Source organism: Cupriavidus sp. 05T42, assembly GCF_056396345.1.
Genome location: NZ_JBFTLH010000023.1, coordinates 46650 through 66114, shown reverse-complemented (window position 1 = coordinate 66114; position 19465 = coordinate 46650). Strand labels below are relative to the sequence as shown.

At 67.1% G+C, this 19465-nt stretch carries 18 protein-coding genes; 2 read left to right on the top strand and 16 right to left on the bottom strand.

The features are described from left to right. Nucleotides 1-2: 2 nt before the first annotated feature. The 13 genes from AC1EJR_RS23810 to AC1EJR_RS23750 all read right to left on the bottom strand — a co-directional run bounded on the left by AC1EJR_RS23810 (nucleotide 3) and on the right by AC1EJR_RS23750 (nucleotide 14168). Entirely contained in the window at nucleotides 3-1010 is a 1008-nt protein-coding gene (locus AC1EJR_RS23810; RefSeq protein ID WP_441643874.1) for a M35 family metalloendopeptidase, read from the bottom strand. Beyond that, complete coding sequence (locus AC1EJR_RS23805; RefSeq protein ID WP_441592335.1) at nucleotides 1007-1714, bottom strand: hypothetical protein; 708 nt, start codon at nucleotides 1712-1714, stop codon at nucleotides 1007-1009. Before AC1EJR_RS23805 ends, AC1EJR_RS23810 begins: the two co-directional genes overlap by 4 nt. A gap of 207 nt (nucleotides 1715-1921) precedes the next feature. Then, the gene (gene hutG, locus AC1EJR_RS23800) at nucleotides 1922-2737 is read right to left on the bottom strand and encodes an N-formylglutamate deformylase (RefSeq protein ID WP_092300894.1); all 816 of its coding nucleotides are present in this window, start codon (nucleotides 2735-2737) and stop codon (nucleotides 1922-1924) included. 27 nt (nucleotides 2738-2764) lie between these two features. Further along, nucleotides 2765-4171 (bottom strand): formimidoylglutamate deiminase, encoded by a 1407-nt coding sequence (locus AC1EJR_RS23795; RefSeq protein ID WP_477147644.1) that lies wholly within the window; start codon nucleotides 4169-4171, stop codon nucleotides 2765-2767. After that, nucleotides 4168-5421: an imidazolonepropionase gene (gene hutI, locus AC1EJR_RS23790; RefSeq protein ID WP_477147643.1), complete on the bottom strand. Its 1254-nt coding sequence runs from the start codon at nucleotides 5419-5421 to the stop codon at nucleotides 4168-4170. Before hutI ends, AC1EJR_RS23795 begins: the two co-directional genes overlap by 4 nt. After that, complete coding sequence (locus AC1EJR_RS23785) at nucleotides 5418-6023, bottom strand: HutD/Ves family protein (protein WP_441592332.1); 606 nt, start codon at nucleotides 6021-6023, stop codon at nucleotides 5418-5420. The genes hutI and AC1EJR_RS23785 overlap by 4 nt, the downstream gene beginning before the upstream one ends. A 24-nt stretch (nucleotides 6024-6047) precedes the next feature. Next, the gene (hutU, locus tag AC1EJR_RS23780; RefSeq protein WP_477147642.1) at nucleotides 6048-7742 is read right to left on the bottom strand and encodes a urocanate hydratase; all 1695 of its coding nucleotides are present in this window, start codon (nucleotides 7740-7742) and stop codon (nucleotides 6048-6050) included. 57 nt (nucleotides 7743-7799) lie between these two features. Beyond that, complete coding sequence (gene hutH / locus AC1EJR_RS23775) at nucleotides 7800-9362, bottom strand: histidine ammonia-lyase (protein ID WP_477147641.1); 1563 nt, start codon at nucleotides 9360-9362, stop codon at nucleotides 7800-7802. A gap of 145 nt (nucleotides 9363-9507) precedes the next feature. Continuing rightward, nucleotides 9508-10281 carry a histidine utilization repressor gene (gene hutC / locus AC1EJR_RS23770; protein WP_477147640.1) on the bottom strand — a complete coding sequence of 258 codons (774 nt, stop codon included), beginning with the start codon at nucleotides 10279-10281 and terminating at the stop codon, nucleotides 9508-9510. Between the two features lie 5 nt (nucleotides 10282-10286). Continuing rightward, entirely contained in the window at nucleotides 10287-11066 is a 780-nt protein-coding gene (locus AC1EJR_RS23765) for an ABC transporter ATP-binding protein (RefSeq protein ID WP_092300909.1), read from the bottom strand. Beyond that, entirely contained in the window at nucleotides 11063-11908 is an 846-nt protein-coding gene (locus tag AC1EJR_RS23760; RefSeq protein WP_477147652.1) for an ABC transporter permease, read from the bottom strand. Before AC1EJR_RS23760 ends, AC1EJR_RS23765 begins: the two co-directional genes overlap by 4 nt. 52 nt (nucleotides 11909-11960) lie before the next feature. Further along, complete coding sequence (locus tag AC1EJR_RS23755; RefSeq protein WP_092300912.1) at nucleotides 11961-12923, bottom strand: ABC transporter substrate-binding protein; 963 nt, start codon at nucleotides 12921-12923, stop codon at nucleotides 11961-11963. 216 nt (nucleotides 12924-13139) lie between these two features. After that, a complete protein-coding gene (locus AC1EJR_RS23750; protein WP_477147639.1) occupies nucleotides 13140-14168 on the bottom strand; it encodes an NAD-dependent epimerase/dehydratase family protein in 1029 nt (342 codons plus the stop codon). A 10-nt stretch (nucleotides 14169-14178) separates the two neighbouring features. Here AC1EJR_RS23750 and AC1EJR_RS23745 point away from each other — a divergent pair, with 10 nt between their 5' ends. Beyond that, nucleotides 14179-15234, top strand: a complete 1056-nt coding sequence (locus AC1EJR_RS23745; protein WP_092300918.1) for a CDP-6-deoxy-delta-3,4-glucoseen reductase — start codon at nucleotides 14179-14181, stop codon at nucleotides 15232-15234. Between the two features lie 278 nt (nucleotides 15235-15512). Continuing rightward, complete coding sequence (locus tag AC1EJR_RS23740; RefSeq protein ID WP_092300921.1) at nucleotides 15513-16700, top strand: acetylornithine transaminase; 1188 nt, start codon at nucleotides 15513-15515, stop codon at nucleotides 16698-16700. 79 nt (nucleotides 16701-16779) lie between these two features. On the opposite strand, the gene AC1EJR_RS23735 is transcribed toward AC1EJR_RS23740, so the two are convergent. From AC1EJR_RS23735 to AC1EJR_RS23725, 3 genes are read right to left on the bottom strand one after another with little or no spacing between them, the layout of a single operon-like run. Next, nucleotides 16780-17496, bottom strand: a complete 717-nt coding sequence (locus AC1EJR_RS23735) for an ABC transporter ATP-binding protein (protein WP_092300924.1) — start codon at nucleotides 17494-17496, stop codon at nucleotides 16780-16782. 17 nt (nucleotides 17497-17513) lie between these two features. Then, nucleotides 17514-18290 carry an ABC transporter ATP-binding protein gene (locus tag AC1EJR_RS23730; protein WP_092300927.1) on the bottom strand — a complete coding sequence of 259 codons (777 nt, stop codon included), beginning with the start codon at nucleotides 18288-18290 and terminating at the stop codon, nucleotides 17514-17516. Between the two features lie 13 nt (nucleotides 18291-18303). Then, nucleotides 18304-19458 (bottom strand): ABC transporter permease subunit, encoded by a 1155-nt coding sequence (locus AC1EJR_RS23725; protein ID WP_092300930.1) that lies wholly within the window; start codon nucleotides 19456-19458, stop codon nucleotides 18304-18306. Nucleotides 19459-19465 lie beyond the last annotated feature (7 nt).

Genomic DNA, 19465 nt, shown 5'->3' with positions numbered 1-19465 from the left:
CGCTACCGCATACCAACGCCAAAACTATCAGGGATCGGGCCATGTACGACAACATACCCCGCCACGTTGTCTGCGTTCGTGATGCATGCGGGATGCCTGGCGCGCGCAAGCGCGATGGCATTCCAGAGGAAATAGTGATGATCCTCCGTATCCATGGTGTCGTGGAAATGTGAGACCTCATGTGCCAAGGTGAGGAGTTGAGAGTCTTTGCGGTCATGGTCATCCGGCATCTCGCAGAAATTCAATGCTATGGCAATCGTATGGGTCTTGACGTCCGGTTTGCAAACAGCCGCAACGACGCCGCGCTTTTCTGCGTCCGGCTTGGAAACACAGCCAACAAACTCAAGCGCCGAAGGCGAGTACCGTACGAAATTGGCCGGCCGCAAGCGCCTGAATACGGCCAGCATCCGGCCCAACCCACTGCTCAGCGTCTCGCGTGTCCGGCTATCCGTAACGCCAAACCACGTTTGAACATTGCGTCTGGCTTCGGCATCCCAGCGGCGCAATTCCGCCAGTCGTGCCTCGGTGCGAGCCACGAGAATCGCGCATAGATCCATCGCGAGCGCGGCGAAGGCGTCATTGGTCATGTTCGGGCAGATCAGCGTGGGATGATCTGCCAGCGCCGTCGCGGTGTCCCTATGGCTGGCTTTGTGACGGCTTGCATCTACCCATTGCGAAGGAGACAGGACCGTCGGCGCGGTAGCACCAGTATTCCCGCTGACCACCTCAGTGGACATCGTGCGTTGCGAGGCAAAAACACGCGGCTTCTCCTTGCATTGACAGAAGACCCGGGCGCCCTCGACGAGCACGGCTTTTCCGTTCTCGTACCATCGCGGGTCGCAGTCGTTATAGACGGGACCGCCAGCCTTGCAGGCGGGGCAGCTCGCATAGTCTCCTTCCAACGCAATGCGCTTCCCCATATTGGTCGACGTGCTGCTGGCGGACTGATAACCGCCTGTTCCAGTCTTGTCACCTTCCCCGATCAAGTAACGCGTATCGGCCGATGTCATGATGGGCACGCCTCCTCATTCTGGGCGTCGAAGAACACGCCGATGGGGACGAAATGCCATGCGCCGGCTTCCGGATCATAAATCGCGCACTGGTTCGCCTTGTGCGACAGATCCACGGTGCCTTCCATGCAAGCAATGGCGCGCCCGACGGCCTGCGCCCTTGCCGGGTGAGGCAGGCTCAGGAACGGCGCGTGGGATTCCGCGTGCGCGAAGAGTCCTGCAGCGTCTCGAAGGCTTTGATATCCCTTGAGGTCATGATCCGTGAGGTTGATATCGACGGCACTGACGTTGTGGGAATCAATGTCCCAGGATTGTTCCGCCGAGAGCGTCACGATACTGCCCGCACGCCGTCTGACGAGTCGCCCGTCGTGAGCCCCGAAACCGCAATGAAGGGAAATATGGAGTTTGCCGCCGTTGGTGTGGATCAGTTCGCGCGGGTCGAAACGAGCGGCGTGCACGACGTGATACGGCTCGCCGGGTTGCGAGATGTATGCCGCAGACAGATAGGCATCGAACGGCGACAGAAAAACCGTCAGGGCATTGCCAGGACGCCCATGATAGGTCTCGTCGATGGCCTCGCAGGAGGCCCGGACGAAGTCCGGTTGAGCGCGCTGCGGGCAGTACGTGACGAGCACGTAGAGAGGTGGATCCGTATGCAGGATGTGCCCGCATGGCCTTGCATTCGGCGCGTCGTTTTGCTTCACCTTACGTCTCCCTTCCTGGCAAAAGCCAAAAGGCTGACGCAATGCGATCACCAACGTCTATAGCAATTCTCTTGAATGCGACGCGATCAATGAAATCGCTCGGGGCCACTTCCTAATTGCAATGGGAATGCAATTGTCCCCGAGCAATAGCGGCCTGAGTCAGGCGCCCTTCCCCCAACAGCGGAAGAGGGTCAGCGCCTCAAACCCTCAGCGCGCTTCCACAAACCCCAGCACCGTCTCCAGCATCTGCCGGATGGCCGGCTGGATGGCGCCGGCCTTCGACGGGTCGTAGGCGAACGGGTAGACCTCTTCCATGTACGACGACTGCGTCAGCTCGAGCTGGATCGCGTGCACGCCGTTGGCCGGGTTGCCGTACTGGCGCGTGATGTAGCCACCCTTGAAGCGGCCATTGAGCACGGCGGTGTGCGCCGGCACCGCGCTGGCAATCGCCAGCACATCGTCCGCCAGGCCCTTGTCGCAGCTCGCGCCATCCGCCGAACCGAGGTTGAAGTCGGTCAGCTTGCCGTCGAAGAAGCGCGGCAGCACCGAGCGGATCGAGTGGGCGTCCCACAGCGCGATGGTGCCGTGTTCGGCCTTCAGGCGCTTCAGTTCTTCCTGCAGGGCGGCGTGGTACGGATGCCAGATCGCGTCGCGGCGCTGGGCGATCTCGGCGTCGTCCGGGCCCTTCGATCCATCGGCGTAGACCGGCGTCTTGTCGAAGGTGTCGACCGGGCACAGGCCCGTGGTGTCCTGGCCGGGGTACAGGTTCGCGTTGTCCGGCGGGCGGTTCAGGTCCACCACGTAGCGCGAATGGGTGGCCATCAGCACGGAGGCGCCCAGCTCGCGCGCGAATTCATAGAGCCGGTCCATGTGCCAGTCGGTATCGGGCACGGTGCGCGCCTCGGCCGTGAGGCGGGCGGCCAGCGGCGCGGGCAGGTACGTGCCGACGTGCGGCATCGACACCAGCAGCGGGCGCGTGCCGCGATGCAGGGTGAAAGCGGGGGTATCGGTGGTGAAGGACATCGTGATGTAGGGGGCTGCTTCAGGAGATCAGTCGGCCAGCAGGCCGGCGCGCGTGGCGGCGAACAACCGGGCCGCTTCCGTTTGTTGCGGATGCGAACCCTGCTGCACCCGGCGGATGCCGGCGGTGCGGACTTCCGCTAGTGTCTCATGCCCGTGGCTGGCGAACACGTGGGTCGCCAGCGCGCGCGGGCCGTCCAGCCCCGCCAGCGTGGCGTGGGCGCCGTCCAGCACGAGGAAATCGGCCTGCTGGCCCACCGCCAGCCCGGCCACGTTACGCGCCGCCGCGCGGGCGCCGCCGGCCACGGCTTCGAGCCAGAGCCGGTCCGCCACCTGGGCATGCTGCGCCGAAGCCAGCACATTGCGCCGTTGCAGGCCCAACCGCTGGCCGTATTCGAAGGTTCGTAGTTCTTCAGCCACACTCACGCTCGCGTGGCTGTCCGAGCCGATGCCCCACGCGCCCTGCTGGGCGAGGTAGGGCGCGGCATCGAACACGCCATCGCCGAGATTGGCCTCGGTGGTCGGGCAGATGCCGGCCACCGCGCCGCTGTGGGCCAGCCGCCGGCGCTCGTCCCAATCCATATGCGTGGCGTGGATCAGGCACCAGCGCGCATCGACTGGCGCGTGATCGAGCAGCCACTCCACCGGCCGCACGCCGCACCACGCGAGGCAGTCATCGACCTCCTTCTGTTGTTCGGCGATATGGATGTKCACCGGCGCGGTGGCGTCCATCGCATGCAGCCCGGCCACGGCGCGCGCCAGGCTCTCCGGCGGCACCGCGCGCAGCGAGTGCGGCGCCAGCCCGAGCCGCGCGCCGTGCTMGGCGCAGGCCGGGGCGAGGTCGGCGAGCAGCGCCAGCATGGCATCGGTGTCGTGCAGGAAGCGCCGCTGGTCCGCCTGCGCCGGCTTGCCGCCGAAACCGGCGGTCTGGTACAGCACCGGCAGCAGCGTCATGCCGATGCCGGCCCGGTGCGCCGCGCGCAGCAGCCGCAGCGACATCTCGGCGGGCGTGGCGTACGGCTGGCCCTCCGGATCATGATGGACGTAATGGAATTCGCAGACGCTGGTATAGCCGGCGCGCAGCATCTCTATATAGAGCTGGGTGGCGATGGCCTCCAGCGCGTCCGGCGAGAGCCGCAGCGCGAAGCGGTACATCAGCGTGCGCCAGCTCCAGAACGAGTCGCCGCCGGCCGGGTCTTCGTCCGCCGTGATGCTGCGGTACTCGGTCAGCCCGGCAAAGCCGCGCTGGAATGCGTGCGAGTGGAGGTTGGGCATGCCCGGCAGCACCGGGCCCGCCGCGTGTTCGTCCCCCGGGGCGGCGGTGGCGTCGGGCGTGACCTCGGTCAGCCTGCCCTGCGCGTCCCAGCCCAGGCGGACGTTGCGCGCCCAGCCTTCGGGCAGCAGGGCGGACGGTGCGAAGAGATGGCCCGCGCTCATGGCGTGCCCCCCACGCTAGCCCCAGTCGGATAGATCCGTCCCTGCCGCACCACTGCCGCGCAGGGATTGCGGCCGAACCAGTAGGCCAGCTCGGCTGGCGTGGCCACCTGCCACAGCACGAAGTCCGCCGCTCGCCCGGCGGCGAGCGTGCCATGCCGGTCCGCCGCGCCCAGCGCGTGCGCCGCGTGGGTGGTCACCCCGGCCAGCACCTCGGGCACGGTCATGCGGAACAGCGTGCAGGCCATGTTCATCATCAGCAGCAGCGAGGTGGTCGGCGAGGTGCCCGGGTTATGGTCGGTCGCCAGCGCAATCCGCACGCCGTGCTCGCGCAGCAGCGCCAGCGGCGGCAGGTGGGTGTCGCGCAGGAAGTAGTAGGCGCCCGGCAGCAGCACGGCCACGGTGCCGGCGGCGGCCATGGCGCGTACGCCGGCCTCGTCCAGATGTTCGAGATGGTCGGCGGACAGCGCGTGGAAGCTCGCCGCCAGCGCCGCGCCGCCGAGGTTGCTGAGTTGCTCGGCATGGAGCTTGACGGGCAGGCCGTGCCGCGTGGCGGCCTCGAACACGCGGGTGGTCTGCGCGGGCGAGAAGCCGATGCCCTCGCAGAACGCATCCACGGCATCGACCAGCCCTTCCCCGGCCAGCGCCGGCAKCATGGTGTCGCAGACCAGATCGATATAGTCGTCCGCCCGGCCCACGTACTCGGGTGGCAGCGCGTGCGCACCCAGGAAGGTGGTGTGGACGGTGACGCCGAAGGCCGTGCCGAGCCGGCGCGCCACGCGCAACTGCTTGCGCTCGGCGTCCAGCGAGAGTCCATAGCCGGACTTGATTTCGATGGCGGTCACGCCTTCGGCCAGCAGCGGCTGCAGCCGCGCCGCGGCCTGGGCGAACAGCGTGTCCTCGTCGGCCTCGCGCGTGGCGCGCACCGTGGAGACGATGCCGCCACCGGCCCGGGCAATCTCCTCGTAGCTGGCGCCGGCCAGCCGCATCGCGAACTCGTCGGCGCGCTGGCCGCCATAAACCAGATGGGTATGGCAATCGACCAGACCGGGGGTGATCCAGGCGCCCCCGGCGTCGTGGCGCGGCAGGTGGAGATAACTGTCCGGCAGCGCCGCGTGCGCGCCGATCCAGACGATGCGGCCATCGGCCACGACGATAGCGCCATCGCGGAGCGCCGTGTCCTGCCCGGGCTCGGGCAGCATGTGGCAGTGGTGCCAGACGCCATCGGCAGACGGCGCGTGGGAAATCGTCATTGAGCAGGCTCCATTTGCAGCAACACGCGCAGGCACAGCGCGGAGATTTCGGCCGGTGCCAGCGCCAGCCGGCCCGGCGCAGCGCCTGCCGACACCAGCAGGCCCTCGCCATCCCGTAGCGTCAGGCCATCGGCACCGCGCCATTCGCCCCGGATCACGAACACCATCACGGCGTCGTTGCCGGTTTCCACGTCGAACGGCTGGCGCTGCAGGGTCACGTCGGCGTGGCACACCCCGCGCCGGGACATCACGTTGAAGTCGCGCGTCGGGCCCTCCACCAGCGTGGCGTGCACGGCCGTGTCGCCGGCAAACCCGAACGGCTCGCCGATGGCCGTGAGCCGGTGGCAGAACGAGTCGTCGTGGGCCTGCAGATGCACGCCGGCGCCGTCCAGCAGCGCGATCTGGCGGTCAATGCCGGGGAAGGCCGAGAACGGCCCGTCGGCGACGATGTCCGCCACGCTTACGCGCCACGCGAAGGCGTCCATGCCCGCGCCCGGCGGCCACACGGCGATCTCGCGCGTGGTACCGCCGCCGTTCTTCCACGGCGTGGGGGCGATGGCGTCGAGGGCAAACCGCACCACACCCGGCTCCAGTTCCTTCATGCTCGCTTCCAACCTTTCAAGCGTTCAACCCTTCACCATCGGCAGGTCCAGGCCCTTCTCCTGGGCGCAGGCGATGGCGCTCTCGTAACCGGCATCCGCATGGCGCATGACGCCCGTGGCCGGATCATTCCAGAGTACACGTTCGATGCGCTTCGCGGCAGCGTCGGTGCCATCGCAGACGATGACGACCCCGGCATGCTGCGAGAAGCCCATGCCCACGCCGCCGCCATGGTGCAGGCTGACCCAGGTGGCGCCGCCGGCGGTATTCAGCAGTGCGTTGAGCAGCGGCCAGTCTGACACGGCATCGGAACCGTCGCGCATGGCCTCGGTCTCCCGGTTCGGCGAGGCCACCGAGCCGCAGTCGAGGTGATCGCGCCCAATCACGATGGGCGCCTTGAGTTCGCCCGACTTCACCATCTCGTTGAACGCCAGCCCGGCGCGGTGGCGCTCGTCCAGCCCCACCCAGCAGATCCGCGACGGCAGGCCCTGGAAGGCAATGCGGTCACGCGCCATGTCCAGCCAGCGGTGCAGGTGCTTGTCCTCGGGGAACAGCTCCTTCATCTTGGCGTCGGTCTTGTAGATGTCTTCCGGGTCGCCCGAGAGCGCCACCCAGCGGAACGGCCCCTTGCCACGGCAGAACAGCGGGCGGATATAGGCCGGCACGAAGCCCGGGAAATCGAACGCGTTCTTCACGCCTTCGTCGAACGCTACCTGGCGGATGTTGTTGCCGTAGTCCAGCGTCGGCACGCCCATCGCCTTGAAGGCCAGCATCGCCTTCACATGCTTGACGATGGACGCGCGCGCGGCGGCTTCCACCGCCTTCGGGTCGCGCTGGCGCAGGTCTTCCCACTGCGCCACGGTCCAGCCCTCGGGCAGGTAGCCGTTGACGAGGTCATGGGCCGAGGTCTGGTCAGTGACGATGTCCGGCCGCATGCCGCCGGCCTGGGCGCGACGCGCCAGCTCCGGCACGATCTCGGCGGCGTTGCCGAGCAGGCCGACCGAGATGGCCTCCTTCTTCGCGGTGGCGTCGGCGATCATGGCCAGCGCCTCGTCCAGCGTAGTGGCCTTCTTGTCCACATAGCGCGTGCGCAGCCGGAAGTCGATGCGCGATTCCTCGCACTCGATGGCCAGCACGCAGGCTCCGGCCAGCACCCCGGCCAGCGGCTGCGCGCCGCCCATGCCGCCCAGCCCGGCCGTCAGGATCCATTTGCCGGCGAGGTCGCCGCCGAAGTGCTGGTTGCCGGCCTCGACAAAGGTCTCGAAGKTGCCCTGCACGATGCCCTGCGTGCCGATATAGATCCACGAGCCGGCCGTCATCTGGCCGTACATCATCAGTCCGGCGCGGTCCAGCTCGTTGAACTTGTCCCAGTTGGCCCAGTGCGGCACGAGGTTGGAGTTGGCGATCAGCACGCGCGGCGCGTCCGGGTGCGTGCGGAAAATGCCCACCGGCTTGCCCGACTGCACCAGCAGCGATTCGTCCTCGCCCAGGCGGCGCAGGCTGTCCAGGATGGCGTCGAAGCATTCCCAGTTGCGCGCGGCCTTGCCGATGCCGCCGTAGACCACCAGGTCCTGCGGGCGCTCGGCCACATCGGGGTCGAGGTTGTTCTGGATCATCCGGTAGGCAGCTTCGATCAGCCAGTTCTTGCAATGCAACTGGCTGCCGTGCGGCGCGCGGATCTCGCGCTGGCCGCGCTGGAATTGGTGTTCGTTAGCGTTCATGGTCGGGGGGCTCCGTTGGGAGATTCGAATTTGTCAGATGGGGGTCAGAGGCTGAAATCAGCTGGCATTCGTCGGCAGGATCGCGCGCACGGCCTCGGGCCAGCCGGCCCCGGCATCGCCCTGCACGACCCATTGCTTCATGGCTTCGATGTCGGGCGCGAGGTAGCGGTCGCCCTCGACAAAGTCCACGCGGGCGCGGATGCGCGCCAGTTCCTGCTCCACCAGCGGCGACGACTTCAGCGGCCGGTGGAATTCGATGCCCTGCGCGGCGGCCATCGCCTCGATGCCGACGATCACCGCTGTATTGGCCGCCATCTCGCCGAGCCGGCGCGCGCCGTAGGTGGCCATCGACACATGGTCTTCCTGGTTGGCGGAGGTGGGCAGGCTGTCCACGCTGGACGGATGCGAGAGCGACTTGTTCTCGGAGGCGAGTGCCGCCGCCGTCACCTGCGCGATCATGAAACCGGAGTGCAGGCCGCCATCGCGCACCAGGAACGGCGGCAGGCCGGACAGCCCGGTATCGAGCAGCAGCGCCAGCCGGCGTTCGGAAATCGCGCCAATCTCGGCGATGGCCAGCGCGAGGATGTCGGCGGCGAAGGCCACCGGCTCGGCGTGGAAGTTGCCGCCCGAGACCACGTCGCCCTGTTCGGGGAAGACCAGCGGGTTGTCGGACGCCGCGTTGGCCTCGATGCGCAGGATGCGCGCGGCATGAGTCAGGTTGTCCAGGCAGGCGCCCATCACCTGCGGCTGGCAGCGGATCGAGTACGGGTCCTGCACGCGGCCGCAKCCCTTGTGGGAATCGACGATCTCGCTGCCGTCGAGCATCGCCCGCACCGCACCGGCCACCTCGATCTGGCCGACCTGGCCCCGCGCGGCGTGAATGCGCGCATCGAACGGCTTGACCGAGCCCTTGATGGCTTCGAGCGAGAGCGCCCCGGCCACCAATCCGGCCGCGAAGGCGTCTTCGGCGGCGAACAGGCCGGCCAGCGCCAGCGCCGTGGACACCTGCGTGCCGTTCAGCAACGCCAGCCCTTCCTTGGGGCCGAGCGCGAAGGTCTCCAGCCCGGCGTGGGCCAGCCCCTGCGCCGCCGGCACGCGGCGGCTATCTATATAGACATCGCCCACGCCGATCAGCGTKCACGACATATGGGCCAACGGGGCGAGGTCGCCGCTGGCGCCCACCGAGCCCTTGGCCGGGATACACGGCGTCACGCCGTGGTTGGCCAGCGCCAGCAGCGCCTCGATCACGGCCGGGCGCACGCCCGAATGGCCGCGCGCGAGGCTGATGGCCTTCATCGCCAGGATCAGGCGCACGGTGTCCGCCGCGAGGTCCGGGCCGGTGCCCACGCTGTGGGAGAGCACGAGGTTGCGTTGCAGCTCGGCCAGCTTGTCATGCGGAATGCGCGACTGGGCCAGCTTGCCGAAGCCGGTGTTGATGCCGTAGACGACGGCGTCGGCGTCGATGATGTCCTGCACGGTGGCCTGCGCCGCGCGCACGCCGGCCCAGGCCGCGTCCGCCATCACCAGGCGCACTTCGCCCCGGTAGATGCGGCGCAGGTCGGCCAGGGTGACGTGGCCGGGGTCCAGCGTCAGGTCGGGGCGGGAATCGGGAGTGGTCATGTGCTGCATCGTCCTGTTGGATCTTTGGGGATCTTTTGAGAATCGGCTCAACCGCGTTCTAAAATCAGTTGTATGAGCCTGTCTATACAGGTTAGTCGAAAATGGGGGCCGAAGGCCAGTACTAACTGGCCCCAGCTACTCAGTTTTAGCCGAAGGCCGGATTGCCGTCGGCGCGGAAGCGGCTGCCGAGGCGATAGCGGTTGCCCGGATGCAGGCAGCGCACGAACGTGACCGGCACGCCACTCGTCCAGGTGCGCCGCGTCAGGAGCAGGCACGGTTGGGTCGGCGGCATTTCCAGTTGCGCGGCCTGCTMGGGGGTAGCGGCAATCGCATCGACCACGTGTTCCACCTGGTCGTAAGGCACGTTGCGCAGCAGGTATTCGCCCGGCTGCGTATCGCGGAAATCCTGGGTGATGAAGTCCGGCGCCACGCGCGGATTGACGTAGCGGTCTTCCAACTGCACCGGGACGCCGTCCTCGCGATGCACGCAGACCGAGTGATAGACCGACTCGCCGGTGCGCAGCTCGAGCGCCGCCGCCACCTCGATCGACGCCGAGACGCGCTCCACCAGGATCACATCGCACGCATAGTCATGGCCGCGCATGCGGATCTCGTCCTGCAAGTTGACCACGGAGAGCAGCGTCGATTGCGGCTTGTGCTCCGCCACGAAGGTGCCCACGCCGGCCACGCGCACCACCCTGCCCTGCTCGGACAGCTCGCGCAGCGCCCGGTTGACGGTCATGCGCGACACCGAGAACCGGGTCACCAGCTCCTGCTCCGACGGCACGCGGTCGCCCGGCTGCCATGCGCCGCTCTGGATCTGGCGGGCGATGTACTCCTTCACCTGCTGATAGAGCGCGGAGGGCGCCGAAGGCGTGGAGGGGTTGGTCGGGATGGGGCCGGCAGCGGGGTGATTCATGGCGGTCAGTGCTCGGCCGCGGCCATGGCCTCGGCACGAATTTCCTCGGTCAGCCGCGCCTTCAGCGCGGAGAACTCGGGCGAAGTCTTGATCGTGTAATGGCGCGGATGGGGGAAATCCACCGCGATCTCGCTTTTGATCCGACCCGGTCTGGCGGAAAACACCGCCACGCGGTTGGCCATGAAGATGGCCTCGTCGATATCGTGCGTGACGAATAATACCGTTTTGCGCGCGGACTCCCAGATGCCGAGCAGCAGCTCCTGCATCAGCACGCGGGTCTGGTTGTCCAGCGCGCCGAAGGGCTCGTCGAGCAGCAGGATCTTGGGGTCGTTGGCCAACGCGCGGGCAATCGCCGTGCGCTGCTGCATGCCGCCCGAGAGCTGCTTCGGGTAGTGGTGCTCGAAGCCGCGCAGCCCCACGCGGGCCATGAAATAGTCGCTCCGCTCCTTCTGGTCCGCCGCGCTCATGCCGCGCTCACGCAAGCCGAAGCGCACGTTCTGCTCGATGGTCAGCCACGGAAAGAGCGTGTACGACTGGAACACCATGCCGCGATCGGCGCCCGGCCCGGCCACCGGCTGGCCGTCGAGCAGCACGCGCCCGCCCGAGGGCGTGTCCAGCCCTGCCACGATGCGCAGCAGCGTGGACTTGCCGCAGCCTGACGGGCCAAGGATGGTGACGAAGTCGTTATCGCGCACATCGAAGTCCACCGGCAGCAGCGCCTGGGTGACGCCACCGCGCGGATTCGAAAAAGTACGAGAAACCTGCTGGATCGACAGCGCGCTCATTTGATCGAACTCCACGGAAACAGGCGCTGGTTGGCCAGCTTGAAGACGAGATMGGACACCAGCCCGATGCAGCCGATAACGATGATCCCGAAGATGATCTGCCCGGTGTTGAGCAGCGCCTGGCTGTCCGTGATCATGTGGCCGATGCCGGACGACGAGCCGATCAGCTCCGCCACGATCACATAGGTCCAGGCCCAGCCCAGCACCAGCCGCAGGATTTCGGCAATCTCCGGCGCCGCGCCCGGAATCAGCACGCGCCGCACGATGCCGCGCGGCGTGGCGCCGAGCGTGTAGGCGGCCTCCACCAGATCCTTGCGCGCCCCGCCCACCGTCACCGCCACCATCAGCACAATCTGAAAGAACGAGCCGATGAAGATCACCAGCAGCTTCTGCGTCTCGCCGATGCCGGCCCAGAGGATCAGCAGCGGGATAAAGGCCGAGGCCGGCAGGTAGCGGCAGAACGAGACAAAGGGCTCGAAGAACGCTTCCGCCGCCTTGTACGCGCCCATGAAGATGCCGAGCGGTACGGCCAGCACGGCGGCCAGCAAGAAGCCGCCGACCACGCGCCACACCGTCATGCCGATGTCGCCGAGGAAGTTGTATTGCGTGAACAGGACCACGCCTTCGCGCGCCATGGTCAGCGGGTCGGCCAGGAAGGTGCGCGGCACGAAGCCGCCCAGCGTGACCGCCGCCCACACCGCGAAGAAGACCGCGAAGAACGACAGGCCGAGCAGCCAGCGCGCGTGGCCGCCCACCGGCACCAGCGGCGACAGCCACGGATGGCGGCGGCGCGCGGCGGCGGTGCTGTCATCGCCGCTTGCACCGTTCGCCGGTGCGGGCATGCGCGCCACGGGCGTGGAAACCTGGGAAATCTGGCTCACGGCGGCCTCCGGCTTACTTGAGGAATCGGGCGTCATAGAGCGTGGTCACGTCCGGCGCCTGGCGGATCACGCCGATATCGAGCAGCACGGCCGCGGCCTCCTTGCTGAAGCTGGCCAGCTCGCCCGCGAAGAAGGTGCGATTGGCGTCCTTGTCCTGCCAGCGCAGGTAGGCCGACGACTTGGCGAACTGCTCGCCGGTCTGCTTGACCGCCGCACCCATGATCTCGTTCGACTTGGCCGGATCCTTGCGAATCATCTCAAGGGCCTCGAAGTAGCTGTCCACCAACGCCTGGGCGGCCTTGGGATTGTCCTTGAGCCATTTCGGCGCGCAGCCGAGGGTGTCGGTGACCATCGGGTAGTCGAGCGTGGTGGCGAGGATCTTGCCCTTGTCCGGATTGGCGCGCACCGTCGACAGATACGGCTCGTAGGTCATCGCGCCATCGTTCTGCCCGGCCACGAAAGCCTGCGCCGCGGCCTGCGGGGACAGCGTGGTCAGCTTCACGTCCTTGAGCGTCATGCCGTTCTTCTTGAGCATCCACGCCAGGCCGAAGTACGGCGCGGTGCCCGGCGCATCCACGCCAATGGTCTTGCCCTTGAGGTCCGCGAAGGACTTCACATCCCCGCGCACGGCCAGGCCGTCCGCGCCATAAGACTTGTCTAATTGCACGATCTGCGTGATCGGCACGCCGTTGGCATTCCAGGCCACGTGGGTCTCCACCGTGGTGGCCGCGCACTGGATCGCGCCCGAGGCCAGCGCCAGGTGACGGTCCTTCTGCGGAATCATCTTGATATCCACGTCCACGCCGTTCTTCTTGAAGATGCCGGCCTTGTCGGCGAGCGTGAGCGGGGCGAAGCCGGTCCAGCCACTCATGCCGAGCGTCACGGGCGTGTTCTGCGCGTGGGCCGGGACGGCGAGCGTGGTGACGAGGGATGCGAGGGCGATGGCGGCGAGCGTTGCGCGGCGGTGCAGGGTCATGCTGTCGGCTCCTTTGTGGTCGGGCAATGGTGCAATGCCTGTCTATACAAGTCAACGCGGGGTTTGCACTAGGCGAGGCCCTATAAAAGCGCCGAATACGCCTTGAATCGCACCGTTATGGGGTGATTGTGCACAGTCCTGTATAGACAGCAGCACCGCGGCGATAGGGATCGCAAGCGGTGTGCCAGGGGAGCCGCAGGCTGGGTCAGGGCCCAGTCAGGCGTCGAAGAAGTCCGTGACGGTGGGATAGCGCAGCCGCAGCCGCAACTCGCGCTTGAGCCGGCCGTTGTCGAGCCGGCGCGATTCGCTCATGAAGCTCAGCAGTGCCGGCTCGATCACCTCGCGCGCTTGCTCGCGGGTGATGCGCGGGGGCCGGGGCAGGCCACGGCGGTCTGCCACGAGGTCGAAGTAATCGGCCATGCGCAGCTCGGTGTCGTCGCTGGCGTGCACCACGCGCTGGGGCCGGCCGCGCCAGAGCGCCGCGATCATGGTGCGGGCGAGGTCGTCGGCGTGGATATGGCTGGTGTAGACGTCGTCCTGCGGCGCCAGCGCCGGCGTGCCCTTGTGCAGGCGGGCTACGGGCAGGCGGTCCGCCGCGTAGATGCCGGGAATGCGGACGATGCTGGCGCGCCAGCCTGCGTCGCGCCCGAACTGGCGCACGGCGGACTCGGCCGCCACGCGGCGGCGCGCCCGGGGCGTCTTCGGCCGCACGGTGTCGAATTCCTGGACGCGGGCGCCGCCCCGATCGCCATAGACGCCAGTCGTGCTGGCATAGACAAAGGCTCCGGCGGACTGATGCCGGGCCGCCGCCTCAAACGCGCGGTGCCAGCCTCGCTCGGGTAGAATGGCGGCCTCGCTGGCGGCGTGGGCAGCCATGCGCCCCGACCGGGCGCGGCGCCATGCCGTACGGCGCAACGCAGCCAGCAAGGCACGTGTGCGCGGATCGCCATTCCCCTGCGCGGGCGGCGGGGCCAGGTCGATGACCCGGTCCGCCAGTCCACGCAGCCTTGCCAGCGTGGCAGGCYGGTCCAGATCGGCCACCAGCGGCACCGCGCCCGCGGCGCGCAACTCGGCCCGCCGGGCAGGCTGCGACGTCACGGCGAACACGCGCATGCGCGTCGCCAGCAGGCGCAGCACCCGCGAACCGACATCACCGCAGCCGACGATCAGCAGGCGCGGACGGCCCAGGCGGCGACCCGCCCGGGAGTAAGACAATGCCGCATGCGGCGACAGAATTTGGCTCATAGACCTGATTATGGCTTATCAAGTAACCGTCATGCCCAGCGGCCACAAGTTCGAGGTGGCTGCCGATGAAACCATCCTCGGCGCGGCCCTGCGCCACAGCATCGGCCTGCCCTACGGCTGCAAGAACGGCGCCTGTGGCTCCTGCAAGGGCCGTGTGGTCGAAGGCAGCTTCGTCCAGGGCGACCATGCCGCCTCGGCCCTGACGGCCCAGGAAAAGACCGAAGGCCGCGCGCTGTTCTGCTGCGCCAACGCCACTTCGGATATCACCATCGAGTGCCGCGAAGTACACGGCGCCGGTGACATCCCCATCAAGAAGATTCCCTGCCGCGTGAGCACGCTGGAGCGCCTGGCGGACGACGTGATCGCCATCCGCCTGCAACTGCCCGCCACCGAGCGCATGCAGTACCTGGCCGGCCAGTACGTGGAATTCCTGCTGCGGGACGGCAAGCGCCGCAGCTACTCCATCGCCACGCCGCCGCACGAGGAAGGCCCGATCGAGCTGCACATCCGCCATATGCCCGGCGGCGCGTTCACCGACTACGTGTTCGGTGCCAAGGAAGGCGCCCCGGCCATGAAGGAGCGCGACATCCTGCGCTTCGAAGGCCCGCTGGGCAGCTTCTTCCTGCGCGAGGACTCGGACAAGCCGATCATCCTGCTGGCCTCCGGCACGGGTTTCGCGCCGATCAAGGCCATCGTCGAGCATGCCGCCTATACCGGCATCGACCGCAAGATGACGCTGTACTGGGGCGGCCGCCGCCCGGCCGACCTCTACATGCACACGCTGTGCGAGCAGTGGGCGCGCGACCTGCCGAACTTCCAGTACGTGCCGGTGATCTCCAACGCCCAGCCCGACGACAACTGGGCTGGCCGCACCGGCTTCGTGCACCAGGCCGTGATCGACGATCATCCGGACCTGTCCGGCCACGAGGTCTACGCCTGCGGCGCCCCGGTGATGGTCAACGCGGCCCGCACGGACTTCACCGCCCAGTGCAAACTGCACGAGGACGCGTTCTTCGCCGATTCGTTCACGTCCGAGGCCGACATGCACCCGGCCGGGGCCGCCTGACCACCCCCAAGCCGTTCCGTCGACACAACAATGCCACCCGGGTCTGCCAGACTTTCCACATTTGGTTTTGACACCCGGGTGCATGCGCCTTATATTGGCCGACATGAACACGATCATGCTCCGACGCCGCGCACGTACGTCGCTCCCTCTCAGGGTGCCTCGCGGCTGACCGTCCATCGCATCTGTTCAGGTCGACAAGCCACGGGCAACCCCCGTGGCTTTTTGTTTTTGCCGGTCTGATCCTCTCACCCCTTACTCGCCGAACCCAGGAGTCCGCCATGGCATTTGCCGATTTTCCCGTCCAATCCCTGATGTACATCACCAACCGCCCCGAGCTGGTCTTCACCGAAGGCAAGGGCTCCTGGCTGACGGACCATAACGGCAAGCGATACCTGGACTTCGTGCAGGGCTGGGCGGTGAACAGCCTGGGCCATTCGAACGAAGGCATGATCGAGGCGCTGGAGAAGCAGGCCCGCAAGCTGCTGAACCCGAGCCCCGCCTTCTACAACGAGCCGATGCTGGTGCTGTCCAAGCAGCTCACCGACAACAGCTGCTTCGACAAGGTCTTCTTCGCCAACAGCGGCGCCGAGGCCAACGAAGGCGCCATCAAGCTGGCCCGCAAGTGGGGGCGCAAGCACAAGAACGGCGCGTACGAGATCATCACCATGGACCACAGCTTCCATGGCCGCACGCTCGCCACCATGAGCGCGTCGGGCAAGGCCGGCTGGGACACCATCTTCGCGCCGCAGGTGCCGGGCTTCCCGAAGGCGGAGCTGAACGATTTGGCTTCCGTGGAGGCCCTGATCACCGACAAGACCGTCGGCATCATGCTGGAGCCGGTGCAGGGCGAAGGCGGCGTGATTCCCGCCACGCGCGAGTTCATGCAAGGCCTGCGCGCGCTGGCGGACAAGCACAAGCTGCTGTTCATCGTCGATGAAGTGCAGACCGGCTGCGGCCGCTGCGGCACGCTGTTCGCCTACGAGCTGTCGGGCGTGGAGCCGGACATCATGACGCTGGGCAAGGGCATCGGCGGCGGCGTGCCGCTCTCCGCCCTGCTCTGCAAGGCCGAGGTGGCCAGCTTCGAGGCCGGCGACCAGGGCGGCACCTACAACGGCAACCCGCTGATGACGGCGGTGGGCAGCAGCGTGATCGCCCAGCTGACCGCGCCGGGCTTCCTGGACGAGGTAAAGGCCAAGGCCGAGTACCTGCGCGAGCAGCTGCTGGCGCTGTCGGCCGAATTCGGCCTGGGTGGCGAGCGTGGCGAAGGCTTGCTGCGCGCGCTGGTGCTGAACAAGGAGATCGGCGCGCAGATCGTGGAAGAAGCCCGCGACATGGGGCCGGAAGGACTGCTGCTGAACGCCCCGCGTCCGGGCCTGCTGCGCTTCATGCCGGCGCTGAACGTCACGCGCGGCGAGATCGACCAGATGATCGGCATGCTACGCACGCTGCTCAAGAAGCTGGCCTGATCCCCGGCTTCGGTCGATAAAAAAAGCCTCGCGATGCGAATCGCGAGGCTTTTTTACTGGCCGGGATGCTGCCGGGCGATTACTCGCCCAGGTAGGCCGCGCGCACCTTGGGGTCGTCCAGCATCTGCTTGGCGTCGCCGCTCATGGTGATCAGGCCGGACTCCATCACGTAGCCGCGGTGGGCAGCCTGCAGCGCCAGGCGCGCGTTCTGCTCCACCAGCAGTACGGTCACGCCCTGCGCGGACACCGTGCGGACCACCTCGAAGATTTTCTCGACCATGATCGGCGAGAGACCCATCGACGGCTCGTCCAGCAGCAGCAGCTTGGGCTGGCTCATCAGCGCGCGCGCCATGGCCAGCATCTGCTGCTCGCCGCCAGACATCGTGCCGGCCAGCTGGTCCGCCCGCTCCTTCAGGCGCGGGAAGGTCTCGAACATGCGGTCGATATCGCGCTTGATGCCCGCGTCATCGTTGCGCGTGTACGCGCCCATCTGCAGGTTCTCGGTGATGGTCATGCGCGCGAACACGCCGCGGCCTTCCGGCACCATCGCCAGACCCTGCTTCAGCAGCGTGTAGCTGGGCACGCCCTTGATCGACTTGCCCATGTACTCCACGTCGCCGCCGGCCCAGCCCTGCAGGCCGGTGATGGCCTTCATGGTGGTGGTCTTGCCCGCGCCGTTGGCGCCGATCAGCGTCACCAGCTCGCCGTCGTGGATGTCCAGGTCCACGCCCTTGACGGCCTGGATGCCGCCGTAGGCGACCTTCAGGCCGGAAATCTTCAGTACTGTCTGTTTCATTGCGCGTCTCTCCCGCCTTAGTGTGCCGATGCGCCGAGGTAAGCCTCGATCACCGCGGGATTGTTCTGCACGTCTTGCGGCAGGCCCTGGGCGATGACCTTGCCGTAGTCCAGCACGGTCATCTGGTTGCACAGGCCCATCACCAGCTTCACATCGTGCTCGATCAGCAGGATGGTGCGGCCGTCGTTGCGGATCTTGTCGAGCAGGCCGCGCAACTCCACCTTCTCGGTGGCGTTCATGCCGGCCGCAGGCTCGTCCAGCGCCAGCAGCTTGGGCTCGGTGGCCAGCGCGCGGGCAATCTCCAGGCGGCGCTGGTGGCCGTAGGAGAGGTTGCGCGCGGTGAAGTTGGCGTACTTGCCGATGCCGACGTAGTCCAGCAGATCGTGGGCCATGTCCTCGATGCCCTCTTCCTCGCGCCGTACCGAGGGCGGACGGAAGATCGCGCCGAGCACGCCGGCCTTGGTCCGCACGTGGCGGCCCACCATCACGTTCTCCAGCGCGGTCATCTCGCCGAACAGGCGGATGTTCTGGAACGTGCGGGCAATGCCGGTCCGGGCCACTTCATGCACGGCCGTCGGCTGGTAGGCGCTGCCGCCCAGCACGAACTCGCCCGAATCGGGCGTGTACAGGCCGGTGATAACGTTGAAGAACGTGGTCTTGCCGGCGCCGTTGGGGCCGATCAGGCCGTAGATCTCGCCCTTGCGGATCTGCAGGCCCACGTCGGACAGGGCCTGCAGGCCGCCGAAGCGCTTGTTGACCCCCTGTACGGACAGGAGGAATTCGTTGTTGCTCATGATGTCCTCCTGGTCAGAAACGGCCAACGCTGCCCGCCCGGCGCACCACCGGGCGATCTTCCTTGCGCGGCGACGGCCAGATGCCGGCCGGGCGATACAGCATCACCCCCACCAGTGCCAGGCCGAACATCAGCTGGCGCAGCACCTCGGCATCGACGATGACATGGCCGAACAGGCCGGTCTGCATCGGCTCCGCCACCACGCGCAGCAGTTCCTGGAAGCCCACCAGCAGGATGCCGCCCAGGATCACGCCCGGGATATGGCCCATGCCGCCCAGCACCACGATGGCCAGGATGTAGATCGATTCCCACAGCGTGAACGACTCGGGCGAGACAAAGCCCTGGAATGCGCCGAATACAGCACCCGACACACCACCGAACGAGGCGCCCATGGCGAACGCCAGCAGCTTCACGTTACGGGTGTTGATGCCCATCGCCTTGGCGGCAATCTCGTCTTCACGAATCGCCACCCAGGCCCGGCCGATCCGCGAGTTCTGCAGGCGCAGGCAGATGAACACGATCACGATGACCAGGAACACCAGCAGGTAGTAGTACATGAACACCGGCGTGAACTTCAGCCCGAAGATCTCGTGGGATTTCGAGAAGTCGAAGCCGAAGATGTGCACCGGGTCTACCGCCGTGATGCCCTTGGGGCCGTTGGTGATGTTGACCGGGCGGTCCAGGTTGTTCATGAAAATACGAACGATCTCACCGAAGCCCAGCGTCACGATGGCCAGGTAGTCGCCCCGTAGCTTGAGGGTAGGCGCGCCCAGCATGACGCCGAACAGCGCCGCCACCCCAAGTGCAATGGGCAGCACGAACCACATCGACAGATGCAGCCCGTTCGGGAACAGCTGGTGGATCCACTCGAACTGGTTGGCGAGGTGCGGCGAACCKAGCAGCGCCATCAGGTAGGCGCCCACCGCGTAGAACGCGATGTAGCCCAGGTCCAGCAGGCCGGCAAAGCCGACCACGATGTTCAGGCCCAGCGCCAGCATGATGTAGAGCAGCGCGAAGTCGAGCACGCGCACCCAGTAGTTGCCGCCGAAGGTCTGGACGAAGAATGGCGCGCACAGCGCCACGACGAGGAAGCCCAGCAGGGCCGCCAGCGTCTTGGCCGGCACGCGCGACGGTGCCGCGACGGCCGTGGATGGAATCGGAGTATTCATGGATTCG